Annotated in this window: 2 protein-coding genes; both read left to right on the top strand. The window is 52.7% G+C overall.

The window, feature by feature from the left end:
- Nucleotides 1-11 precede the first annotated feature (11 nt).
- Nucleotides 12-9,896, top strand: a complete 9,885-nt coding sequence (locus ACX1DY_RS00645; RefSeq protein ID WP_458962274.1) for a non-ribosomal peptide synthetase — start codon at nt 12-14, stop codon at nt 9,894-9,896.
- Nucleotides 9,897-9,916: 20 nt separating this feature from the next.
- Nucleotides 9,917-14,014, top strand: coding sequence for a thioester reductase domain-containing protein (locus ACX1DY_RS00640; protein WP_458962273.1), 4,098 nt, complete (start codon nt 9,917-9,919; stop codon nt 14,012-14,014).
- Nucleotides 14,015-14,032: the final 18 nt, after the last annotated feature.

Raw genomic sequence — 14,032 nt, 5'->3', positions numbered from 1 at the left:
AGACTGGCAAAATGACAAGCTTTGACCCGCAAGACTCTCGTCTGTCCAAATTATCCGATGCCAAACTTGCGCTGCTGAGCAAAAGGATGAACCGGGGAGAGCATGAGCCGAGGAGGTCCCGTATTATACAACGGGCAGCCGAAGGTCCGGCTCCATTATCTTCTGCTCAATCCGGAATGTGGTTTATGAGCCAATATGACTCTTTAAGCTCGGAATACAATATGTGTGCTGCTGTAAGAATGACCGGGAATCTTCAAATCGCAGCCCTGGAGGAAAGTCTGTCAGCTATTGCCGGCAGGCATGCGGCGCTGCGTACTTCCTTTATCGAGCTGAATGGAGAACCTCAGCAGGTGATGGCCAGTGCGGTTAGTATCCCGCTTGAGATTATCGACCTCAGGGGAGAGAAAGAAGATTATGGAGAGGAAGCGGCGCTCAGCGCTGCCAAAGCGGATGCGCAGCAGCCATTTGATTTATCGGAAGCGCCGCTTCTGCGGACCAAGCTGTTTCTTACCGGCGGGAATACTTCGATTTTCTATATCAATATGCACCACATTATTTCAGATGGATGGTCCAAAGGGATTTTGATCCAGGAAATTATGTCCTGTTATAAAATCCTGGTGGACCAGGTGGCTGTAAGCTTGCCGGAGCTGCCGGTTCAATATGCGGATTATGCTTGGTGGGAACAAGAGTGGCTTCAATCAGAAGGTTACCGGAAGCAGCTGGAGTATTGGAAGAACCATTTACAAGGCCCGCATCCCGTTCTGCAATTACCGATGGAACGTAAATCTCCATTAGTCCCGGCTACTGGGGGAGGCATCTGTTCTTTTGAAATTCCAGCGGTATTAACCGCCAAGCTGCGGGAGTTCGGAACGAACGAAGGTGCCACACTGTTCATGACACTGCTGTCTGCGTTCAAGGCCCTGTTGTTCCGGTATACGGGACAGGAGAATTTGCTGATCGGTACGCCGGTGGCTAACCGGAACCATTCCGAGACTGCCAATCTGATCGGCTGCTTCGTGAATAGCCTCGTCATCCGTTCCAAAATCTCTGCAGCTTCAACCTTTCGGGAACTGGCCGGGGAGATCAAGCATACATGCCTGAACGCTTTTTCCAATCAGGAGGTTCCGTTTGAAAAGGTGCTCCAAGAACTCCATGTCAGCCGGTCCGCAGGAGTCTCTCCCTTATTCCAGGCCTTGTTCACGCTGCAAAATACGCCGAAACAGACCCTGGAGCTTCCGGGTCTAACGTTGGAATATCTGAACCTTCATAACGATACGGCCAAGTATAATCTGGTGTTGTCGGTCGAAGAAGAGGGAAGTGTTCTGAAAGGAACGCTGGAGTATCGCAGCGGACTGTTCGCTCCGGAGGACATCGAGCGCATGGCGGACCATCTGTTAAATATGATGAAAAGTGCGGTTGAAGCGCCAGACATTCCAATATCCCGGCTATCCATTATGAGTGAGGCAGAACTGGAGCGGACGATCAAGGAATACAGCGGAGGCGCGTCCGAAGCTCGGCTGCAGCATCACAATCTGGTTGAATGGTTTGAACAGCAAGCCTCACTGATGCCCGATCGCATTGCCCTAACTTTTAATGAAGCGGAGCTGACCTACCGGGAGCTTAATGAACAAGCTAACCGTGTCGCCCATTATCTGCTTCGCTCGGGGATACAGGCAGAACAATTCATCGGCCTATATATGGAACGGTCAATCGAAATGATCGTCGGTCTCATCGGCATCCTGAAAGCCGGCGGCGCCTATGTTCCGCTTGATCCAGCGCTGCCTGCCGACAGACTAAGCTATATGCTGCATGACAGCGGTCTGCAGACGATCATCACATCGCAAGGCCTTTCCGCTTCGCTTCCAGCGTATCAAGGCGCATGGATCGAGCTTGACGGGCCTGGAATGTTGCTGTCCGGAGAGCCGGCAGGTAATCCCAATTGTACCATCCCATCCGGTCATCTGGCCTATATGATCTATACGTCAGGTTCAACCGGACAGCCAAAAGGGGTTATGGTGGAGCACGGCAACGCTGTCCGGCTCTTTGAGACCACACAGTCCTACTTCACATTTAACGAAAAAGATGTGTGGACGCTGTTCCATTCCTATGCCTTTGATTTTTCCGTATGGGAAATTTGGGGCGCACTCCTGTACGGAGGCCGTCTTGTGATAGTGCCTTACTGGGTTAGTCGTTCACCGGAAGATTTCTACCGTACCCTGCTTCAAGAGCAGGTCACCGTCCTGAATCAGACACCTTCGGCTTTTCGTCAATTGCTGAAGGCTGAAGAATCGGGGTTTCCTGGCGCTGAGCTTGCACTGCGCTACATCGTTTTTGGCGGAGAGGCTCTGGACATGGATTCGCTTAAGCCGTGGTTTCAGCGTCATGGGGAACGTGCTGCCCAATTGGTCAACATGTACGGGATAACGGAGACAACGGTTCATACGACGCTTTACCCGATTAGCAGTTCGGATACAAATACACACAGTGGAAGTATCATCGGCCGCCCGCTGGGCGATCTTTCCATCTATGTGTTGAACGAGCATTTGCAGCCCGTACCCGTAGGCATTCCGGGAGAAATGTATGTCGGCGGCGCCGGGGTCACCCGAGGGTATTGGAAAAAAGCAGAATTGACTGCGGACCGGTTTATACCTCATCCCTACGTTCCCGGAGAGCGGCTTTATAAAACAGGGGATTTAGCCCGTTTTCAGTCCGGCGGGGACCTCGAATATATCGGCCGGATCGACCATCAGGTCAAAATCAACGGCTTCCGCATTGAGCTGGGAGAAATTGAGGCTGTATTGAAACAGGTTCCAGAGATCGGCGAAGCGGTTGTGACCATTAGAGAGGAGCAGGGGCTCTCCGCACTGAAGCGCCTGGAGGCGTATTTGGTCAAGAACCCTGGAAGGGAGCTGAATCTTCAGGCTATCCGGGTTTACTTAGGGCAAAAACTGCCGAATTACATGATTCCTGCCGCATTCTATGAACTGGATGCCATTCCGCTTACCCATAACGGGAAAGCAGATCTAAAGACTATTCTGTCCATGAATGTACAGCAGGTGGACGGGAACAGCAGATTCTGCGCTCCAAGGACCGGGGAAGAACGGCAGCTGTGCTCGATATGGCAGAAGGTACTCGGTGTTGATTCCATAGGGATTGATGATAACTTCTTCGAACTTGGCGGCGATTCGATCCGGGCTATTCGCGTAAGAGCGGAGGCTCAGCAGCTGGGGATTCTGTTCACGATTCAGCAGCTGTTCGAGCTTCAGACGATCCGTATGCTGGCTGCAGCTCTCAAGCCGGAAGTACAAATCTTACATGAAGCTACAACACGTACGGCATTTCACGGTCTCTCTGAATCGGACCGGTCCAAAATGCCGGACAGTGTCATCGACGCTTATCCGCTGAGCAGGCTCCAATCCGGCATGTTATTTCATTCGGTCCTGCATCCAAACGGCAGCTCCATTTATCACAACATCACCAGCATCACCTTGAAGGGACAGCTCGAATTCGCAGCACTCGACAGGGCAGTTCAAAAGGTGGTTTCACAGCATCGTGTACTGCGGACTTCCTTTGACCTGACTTCCTACAGTGTTCCGCTGCAGCTGGTACACGGGTGGGCTCAAGTCGGAGTGAACATGGACGACCTGCGCGGCATGTCCGGGAGGGAACAGGAAGCCGCGTTAAATAGCTGGCATGAAACGGAACGCAGAACTTCTTTTGACTGGACCTCATTTCCGTTGTTCAGAATTCATATTCATCTTTTGACCGAAGATACATTCCAGTTCACGCTCACCGAGCACCATGCCATCCTGGACGGGTGGAGTGTAGCCTCGATGCTGACCGAGTTATTCGGCTACTATAACGATTATATTTTGCAGCGGGAGTCCATGCAGGAAACCGCACTGTCCATTGAATACTCCGACTATGTGGAGATGGAACAGCTGACCTTGGAAGACGAGGGTACCCGAAGATTTTGGGAGGAATACCTGTCAGAAGCGGCTTATAACCGATTGCCTGGTGCTACAGGGACCGGTAAGAACGGTCTGCGGGAAATCGCAATGGACTCCGCTGAATATACTGTTCCGTCTGAGCTTTTTAACGGTGCCAAGCAGCTGGCGGTAATGGCTTCAGTCCCGCTCAAGAGCGTACTTCTCGCCAGCCATCTGTATGTTCTGCGAACGTTATGCAACGAACCCGATTTGGTCACAGGTCTCGTTGCCAACTGCCGTCCGGAAGAGTTGTCCGGAGATCAGGTACTCGGATTGTTCCTTAATACACTTCCTCTGCGGCTGCAGTTGAAGGATACAAGCTGGCTGGAACTGGTGAAGGATACCTTTAAAACAGAAATGGAAGTCTGGCCGTACCGGCGTCTTCCCCTGGACGAAATCCAAAAAATCGCAGCTGAGGGGCAGCCGCTGTTTGATAGCGTATTTAACTTTACCGATTTCCATATTTATCAATCCTTCGCCGGGTCCGAAGATTTGAGCGTTCTGAACGCGGCGGACACAGCTTATACCAACTTTGATTGGATGATCCAATTTAATCTCGACCCGAGATCATCGGAGCTCAAATTGATTTTGCAGTGGAACACTTCCCGCTTCAGCAAGGAGCAAATGGTGCAATTCAAGGAATATTACTTGCGGACTCTGGAATCAATGACTCGGGAACCCTTGACCAGTTATTCGGCGTTTACTCCTCTCCCGGCGGACGAACGGAGAAAGATCCTAACAGAATGGAACGCTACACAGTGTGAATACGAGCTGGACAAGCCCTTGATCCGGTGGATCGAAGAGCAGGCCGAACGGACCCCGGACGCGATGGCCCTCCGGTTCGAAGGCCGGGAGCTGACCTACAGCGAGCTGAACCGTCAAGCGGAACAGCTGGCTATACGGCTCCGCAGAATGGGCGCTGGTCCGGACCGGTTCGTGGGCATCAGCGTGGAACGCTCTCTTGAGATGATGGTCGGGCTGCTGGGCATTTTAAAGTCCGGGGCAGCCTATGTTCCGCTGGACCCGTCCTATCCCCGGGAGCGGCTGGCTTTCATGCTGCAGGACGCTGGAGTGCCAATCCTGCTGACCCAGTCCCATCTATCCGCAGGACTGCCGGAGCATGCTGCGCAGATCGTGCTTCTTGACGGGCCAGAGGCCGTACCACCGGAAGAGCTTGCGGAAGAGGAGCCAGTGAAGTCGGCTGCCGGACCGAAGGATGCAGTGTATATGATCTACACCTCGGGTTCGACCGGCACCCCCAAGGGTGTGATCAATATCCAGGAAGCGGTGGTGAACCGCCTGCTGTGGATGCAGGATACCTTCCGCCTCACGCCCGAAGACCGGGTGATGCAGAAGACACCGATCAGCTTCGACGTGTCGGTATGGGAGCTGTTCTGGCCGCTGATGACCGGAGCCGGCATAATCATCGCAGCGCCGGAAGGGCATAAGGACCCGAATTACCTCCTGCGGCTGATCCGCGAGGAACAGGTGACGACGCTGCACTTCGTGCCGTCGATGCTGCAAATGTTCGTGGAGCAGCCCGGGGTGGAGAATACCGCAAGCCTGAAGCGGGTGATCTGCAGCGGGGAAGCTCTGCCTTATGAACTGCAGGAGCGGTATTTCATGCGGGTCGGTGCAGAGCTGTGGAATCTGTACGGCCCGACGGAAGCAGCGATTGACGTAACCTTCTGGAAGTGCAGCCCGGGAACAGGGACGAGCAACGTACCGATTGGATATCCGGTGGCGAATACGCAGATGTACGTGCTGAACCGGGAGCTGCAGCCGGTGCCGGCGGGTGTCACGGGAGATTTGTACATCGGGGGCGTGCAGCTGGCCCGGGGATATCACGGCCGGGCGGATTTGACGAACGAGCGGTTCCTGCCGGACCCATTCCGTAGAGAAGCAGGCGCGCGAATATATAAGACGGGGGATTGGGCCAGATACGGGCCGGATGGAAGACTGGAATACGCCGGACGGAGCGATGACCAGATCAAGCTGCGGGGATTCCGGATCGAGCTTGGGGAGATTGAAGCAGCGATGCTGAAGCACCCTGAGGTACTGAAAAGTGCCGTTGTTGTGCGGGAGGACGGACGTGCCGGGAAACGGCTGATCGGGTACTGGACCTCGAAGAAGCCGGGAAGTGTGAGTGCAGCGGAGCTGCGGAGCTACCTGAAAGACGAGCTGCCAGAATACATGGTTCCGGCGGCGTGGGTGGAAGTGGAGGCGATGCCGCTGACACCGAGCGGAAAGACGGACCGCCGTCAGCTGCCGATGCCGCAGGAGAGCAGACCGGAACTTGCGACAGGTTATGTCCCGCCATCAAATGAGGCAGAGCGCAAGCTGGCTGGCATTTGGCAGGATGTGCTGGGCGTTGACCGGGTAGGCGTTAACGATAACTTTTTCACCTTGGGCGGAGATTCGATCCGAAGCATTTCAGTATTATCGAAGGCCACAACCGCTGGAATTTTCTTTACGCTGCAGCAGCTCTTTGAATTCCCTACGATTTCAGCGCTGCTGAACCAGATTGAAGCCAATACCGCACAGATCATTGAAGAGAGAGCCGTCGAGCCCTTCGCGCTGCTGGCGCCTGCCGATGCCGTCAAATTGAAAAGCCTTGGAGTTGAGGATGCTTACCCATTGACTGCTCTTCAGGCTGGGCTTGTCTATCATAGCCAGTTATATCCGAATACTGCTGTGTATCACGATATCATGAGCTTCACGATCAAGGGGCGTTTTGACGAAGAGGCTTTTAAGCAGGCAATTCGAAATCTGTCGGGGCGGCATTCCATTCTTCGGACAACCTTTGATCTGGCCTCTTATAGCGAGCCGGTTCAGCTGGTCCATCTGCAGATGGACGAGGCACTGATCATTGTGGATCTCACCAGGGTATCTGAAGTAGAACGGAAAGAAGCGCTGCATCGGTTCAAGGAGAGTGAGCGGCAGCTACAATTCGATTGGAGCAAGCCGCTGGTTCGTTTCTTCGTGCATGTGCTGGGAGACGACGAATATTGTGCAACCCTTAGTTTCCACGATTCCATGCTTGACGGCTGGAGTGTTAACGCCCTGATCACCGAACTGTTCACAGACTATATCAAACGGATCACCGGTGCGGCTACTTCCGTAAGCGCTCCGTCTGTTCCTTTCCGTGAATATGTGGCTTTGGAGAGACAGGCGGCCGCCACTGATGAGGCTAAGCAATTCTGGCTGGACGAATTAGAGGGTATGACCTTTAGCCCGGTCCCGCGGATTACTGCCTTACCTAATGCAGCCGGCAGGTTTACGATCCGGTACTGGAAGGCGGATATCCCGCAGCATGTTTCGGATAAGCTTATCCAACTGGCCGAGGACATGGGGGTTCCGCTAAAAAGCATTCTGCTAGCCGTACACATGAGAGTTATGGGCCTGCTGGGCGGTACGGAAGATGTGCTGACGGGGCTTGAGCACAATGGAAGACCAGAAGCGGACCAGGCTGAGAGCATGCTGGGCTTGTTCTTGAATACCATTCCGTTCAGGTTAAATCTCAATGTGGAAGAAGACTCATGGGAATCGCTGATACGGGAAGCTTTCCGTACAGAGACCACTCTGCTCCCCTACCGTCGTTATCCCATGGCTCAGATCCAAAGGGATCAGGGAGGTCAGCCTTTATTTGAGACGGTCTTTAACTATACCCACTTCCACGTGGCTGAGGAGCTGCTCAGGCTGCCTGAGCTTGAATTGACCGATATGGATGCGGTGCTTGAAACCGACTTTCCGCTTCGCGCAGAGTTCTCCCGCGATATTGCCTCCGGCCATGTCCGTTTTGAGCTGCACTATAACGCCAGCATCCTGTCTGAGAGACAGGTCCGCGAAGTGGCAGGCTATTACCAAAAAGCATTCGATTGCTTGCTCAGTAGCCGTCATGCCCGTTATCTGCATCAGGATCTGTTGTCCGAGGAGGAGAAAGAGCTGCTTTTGTACCGGTGGAACCGGAGCAAATCTTCACAGGATCCTTCGTTACCGGATGTATCGTTCCCTCAGCTATTTGAAGAGAGAGCAGCGAATTGGCCGAACCGGATTGCTGCGAGTGACCGGGATCAGAGCATCAGTTACTTCGAGCTGAATACCCGCTCAAATGAGGCTGCCCGGGAGCTGATCGCTAGGGGCGCGGGTCCAGGCGTATGTATTGCTGTACTCGGCCAGCGTAATCTGAATTTCTTGATTACCTTAATCGCCGTTCTAAAATCCGGAGGCGTCTATGTTCCGCTCGACCCGCATTATCCTGAAGAGCGGATTGCAGATATGGTGGACATTAGCTGCAGCAGGCTGGTGATCACATCGGATGAGTATGCGGAACCGTTTGAGCGGATGATGGATACCCGAAATTCGGGTCAATTATGCGAGATTGTTACGATGACAGAGCTGCTTCAGGCAGAACACGCTGCGGATTCTCCCGGCATGTACCCCGGCAAGGACCAGCTGGCCTATATTATTTTTACGTCGGGGTCAACAGGCCGGCCGAAAGGGGCAATGGTCGAGCACAAAGGAATGATGAATCATCTGTTCGCCAAAATAACCGATCTTCAGCTGACCGAAGGTGATAGGATCGCCCAAAATGCATCACAATGCTTCGATATTTCCGTGTGGCAATTCTTGTCCGGGCTTTTGGTTGGCGGAAGCGTGCATATCTGCGAGGACGAGCTTGTCTATAACGCAGCCGCCATGCTGCAGGTCATTGAACGCAAAGAAATTACCATTCTGGAAATGGTGCCTTCGGTGATCCGGACGATGCTGGATCAAACCGGCCGGATGGAGAAAGCGCCTGAATTGCCTCATCTCCGCTGGATGATCCCTACCGGAGAAGCTCTTCCCCCGGATTTGGTTAGGCAGTGGTTCGGGCAATATTCCCATGTTCCAATGATGAATGCCTACGGACCGACGGAGTGCTCCGACGATGTTACACATTATCCGATTTACGAAGAACCGGCTAACCCGTGGAACATTGTCCCGATCGGACGTCCGGTCCGTGGCATGGCAATGTATGTGCTGGACAGCCACCTGAGGCCAGTACCCCTTGGAGTACCCGGTGAGCTGTATGTAGGCGGGGTTGGTGTGGGAAGAGGATATGTCGGTAATCCCGAAAAAACGTCCGAGGTCTTTCTGGACAACCCGTTTGATGTTTCTTTGGGTGCCAGGCTGTACAAAACCGGCGATCTGGTCCGTTACCTTGAGGATGGAAATCTGGTATTCCTCGGGCGCGTGGATCACCAGGTGAAAATCCGCGGTCATCGCATCGAAATCGGGGAGATCGAGACCGTTCTCGGGCGCCATTCGGGAATTCGGGAGAGCGTCGTAGTCGCTCTGGACAAGATTTCCCATGAAAAATATCTGGCCGGTTATATCGTTACAAAGCCTGGATTAGAGTTGTCAGCCAAGGAGCTGCGTTCCTATCTGAGAGCCCAGCTGCCCGATTACTGCATTCCATCTTATCTATTGCTCATAGATGCGATTCCGTTAACGTCAAACGGCAAGGTTGACCGGAAAAAGCTGCCCCTCCCTAGTGAGCGTCAGGAGTCAAATGACGAGCCCGTTCTGCTTCCAGAGAATGCTCTCCAGCAGTCCATTGCCGCCGTGTGGCAGGATGTACTCCAAAGGGAAACAGTCGGAATCGACGAGCATTTCTTTGAAATCGGCGGGGATTCGCTCCGGTTAATGCAAGTTCACAGCAGGCTTGAGCAGACACTGGGCTGTACGATAGCGATTGCTGATTTATTTCAGTATCCTACCATCAAATCGCTGGCTGTGCTGCTCCATGACTCGGCTAAGCAAGACAAACGCAACCGGGAAGAATTATCCGGGACCATGGAACGGGTCAGCCAGCGCAAGGAAAAGATGAAGAAGCGGAGACAAGCCCGCGATCCACATGAGTAATCCGGAGGGGAGAGATTCAGATGAATTACGAGACAGAGCAGGATAATGCCATTGCGGTTGTGGGGATGTCCATCCGGTTTCCCGGCGCTGGAACCATAGAGGAGTTCTGGAATAATCTCCGAAGCGGAGTCGAGTCGGTTACCTTTTTTACAGAAGAGGAGCTGGAGAAGAGCGGAATTCCTTCTTCGGTCTATAAGCTCGACAATTATGTTTCCGCCAAGCCGGTATTACAAGATATTGATCTTTTCGATGCAGAATTTTTTCAATTCACCCCGAAGGAAGCCAGCTTGATGGATCCTCAGCAGCGGCTGTTTCTGGAATGCGCCTGGGAAGCGCTGGAGTCGGCAGGGTACCATGGAGAAGATTATCCTGGCCCGATCGGTGTTTTTGGCGGTGTTGGAGAAAGCACCTATTTCTTATTTCATATTTTCAGCCGGCCGGATCTGTTGGAACAGTTAGGGAAGATGCAGAGCAAGCTCTTTAATGACAAGGATTTTTTGAGCACGCGCGTGTCCTACAAACTGAATCTTCAAGGTCCCAGCATGACCGTACAGACTGCATGCTCTACCGCGCTGGTGAATGTTCATTTAGCCTGCCAAAGCTTGCTTAACGGGGAGAGCGACATGGCTCTTGCCGGGGCTGCCTCTATTGCCATGCCCAATCATTCCGGATATCTCTATGAAGAAGGCAATATTTATTCCGATGACGGACATTGCCGTGCGTTCGATAAAGACTCGGGCGGTACCATTTTCGGAGACGGTGTTGGGATTGTGCTGCTCAAACGTCTGGAGGATGCCCTGAAGGACGGAGATACCATCCATGCTGTCATTAAGGGATCCGCGATGAATAACGACGGAAGCATGAAGATTGGCTTCACAGCCCCCAGCACCAGAGGACAAGCTAAAGTTATTGCGGAGGCGCTCAGCATGGCAGAGACACCTCCGGAAACGATCGGCTATATCGAAACCCACGGGACCGGAACCAAGCTGGGGGATATGATCGAGATTGAAGCGCTGAAGCAGTGCTATGACCAGCCGGACGGCGGCAAAATTGTGCTTGGATCGGTTAAGACCAACGTGGGCCATCTGAATACAGCTGCAGGGATTGCAGGTCTTGTAAAAACGATACTGATCCTGAAGCACGGCCAGATTCCGCCAACGCTACATTTCTCCGCGCCTAATCCCCGACTGGGGCTGGAGGATTCCTGTTTCGATATCAATACCTCATTAGTAAACTGGGAATCCCGTAACGAGCCGCGGAGAGCTTCGGTCAGTTCCTTTGGCGTTGGAGGAACCAATGTCCACCTTGTGCTGGAGGAAGCTCAGCCGCTGCATGCTTTGGAGGAGCAGGAAGGCTGGCAGGTGCTGCCTTTTTCCGCTAAGACACCCGGTGCATTGGAACAGATGACCGAAAATTTACAATCGTATCTGGCTCGAAACGAAACAGCACAATTATCCGATGTAGCCTACACGCTCCAGTTCGGAAGAAAGGCGTTCGCAAACCGCAGACTGCTTGTCTGCTCTGGAAGGGACGAAGCCATTGATCTGCTTCAGCATCCGGAAGACAAGCGCGTCGGAACCCTTTTGCATCAATCGCCGATCGCTGCCTCTCAGCCTTATGCAAGCATCTTCATGTTTCCAAGTATTGGTGGGGAGTACTTTGGCATTGGAAGAGAATTATTCGAGACCTTTCCGGTTGTAAAAAGAGAAGTGGAGCGCTGTAACGTTCTCTTTAGCTCTCATCTCGGAATAGATGTTAGGGCAGTCATTGCTTCGGATGGAAGCAGAGAGGAACCGCATGAGCACCGGCTGGACTCCTTATACAGCCTGCCTGTGAATTTTACAATGGAATATGCTCTTGCTTCTCTTCTCCTCTCCTGGGGGATTCAGCCAGCAGCTGTTATCGGTTGCGGAACAGGAGAATACGCGGCAGCTTGTGTCTCCGGCATACTCAGTTTGGAGAATGCAGTCGCGTTGGTATCCGCCCGTGTCAGGCTGATGCTTACAGCCGAAGCAACATCTTCATCCCTAGAAGAACCGGAGCCTGGCATAACCGCGTTCAAGCGAACAGTGGATAACCTTGAGTTCCAGACGCCGCACCTTGCTTTTGTCTCCTCTGTAACCGGCACTTGGATTTCTGAAGCTGAAGCTTCAGATCCAAGCTATTGGCTTCGGCATTTGCAGAGCCCTGAACAATTTGAGGCAGGAATTCAGCAAATCAAACGTCATGGCTCCAGATTCCTGTTCAGCGAAGTCGGGCCTCTCCAGGTTCTAGGCGCGAGTGTGCAGCGCATGTTCACAGCACAAGGCCAGACCGCTTATACATTCAGCACGTTAAAAAGGATTCATCAGGAGCAATCCGAAGTGTCAATGCTCCTATATCTTGGCGGAATGCACTGGGTCTGCGGTCAAACGATAAATTGGAAGGAAATGCGCCTGGATCAGGGGCCTGGCCGCCGCATTCCGCTGCCTACGTATCCGTTCGAGAGAAAACGTCACTGGATCGAACCTGATTTGTCTGCGGTATTCGGAGGGGAAAGGGATGGCATGATTCAACATCCACCGGGAATGAACGAAGCCGAGGATAACGCTGGCAGTCCCGCGGAGACAACAAAGGAGGAGCAGACAACACTTATCATCGCCGGGATTTTCGAGGATATTCTCGGTGTGGAGCGGCCGGGTCCGCAGGATAACTTCTTTGCACTTGGCGGAAATTCACTTGTTGCCGCACAATTTTTATCCAAGATTAATCATACCTTTCAGTCTCATTTCTCGATGGAACTGATTTTCATGGCCCCGACTGTACAGGGGATTGCAGCCGAGGTCAACCGCTTGCGTAGCGAGCAGTTGCAAGACCAGGAGACACCTGTACATCATCCGGTGCCGGTATCCAGCGCACCAGACGATATTCATCTGGATCCGCAAGTGGCTGACAGCATTCGGACTCTTGTTGGCCTTTCCAGGCTTGAGACCTTGGAAACTGCAGATGACAGGATCTTCCTGACAGGTGCTACAGGGTTCATCGGGTCACACGTGCTATATGAGCTGCTTCGAGAAACCCGAAGCAATATCTACTGCCTTGTCCGGGCTTTGACGCCACAGGAAGCGATGGAACGGATCTCATCTGTTATGCAGCGCTACTTGATTTGGACGGAGGACCATCGAGACCGCATTATTCCGGTACTGGGGAATTTGGATGAGGAAAGGCTGGGAATAAGCGAAGAGCAATTTGCCGATATCGCTGGCACAACGTCGGTCATTTACCATATGGCTGCTTGGGTGAACTGGATCTATCCTTATTCCGAGCTGAGAGCCGCGAATGTTCTCGGTACTAAAGAAATTATCCGGCTCGCTTCTTACAGCCGTCTGAAGCCTGTACACTTTATGTCTTCTGTTGCCGTGTTTGATTCCCAGGAGCTGCCTCTGACCCGGGTATGTTATGAGAATGAAGACATCGGGCATTTGCGCACCTTCCAGACCGGTTACGCGGAATCCAAATGGGCTTCCGAGCAGCTGCTGCTTGAAGCCCGGGCTTGCGGTCTTCCCGTTTCTATTTTCCGGTCGGCCTATGTAACGGGAAGCAGTCTGAATGGAATAAGCAATATCAATGATTTTGTCTTCCGCATGGTAAAAGGGTGTATACAGATCGGGGCTGCCCCATACACCGATTTGTATGTCAATGTAACGCCTGTCGATTTTGTGGCCCGATCTATCGTCTTATTGTCCCGGCAAGGAGATGGCTGTCAGCCTATTTATCATATTACCAATCCGGAAACCGAAACCTGGCTTTCATTGCTGGAATGGATTCAAAGTTATGGATATGTACTCGATCTGATCCCGGTTAATGATTGGAACGACAAGCTGGAACAAGCCATTCGGGAATCCAAAGACAATGCGCTGACTCCTTTTTTATTCTATTTTGCTCCCGAGAAAGAGCCGCATACACCCGGTCAGAAGATTCCTGTACAGGGCAAAATGTACGATATGCAGAATACGGCGGAGAGACTTACAGCCAATTCCATCCTATGCCCAAAAGTAGACGCTTCCCTATTGACCCGATATTTTGACTATCTGGTGGATTGCGGGTTCCTGGTAAGTCCGTTCGCTGCAAGACTATAGCCCATAGAAAGCAGGTTG

This window comes from Paenibacillus sp. BAC0078, from assembly GCF_054483875.1.
Note: the sequence above shows the minus strand (reverse complement) of the source record. Positions and strands in the feature narration are given on the sequence as shown.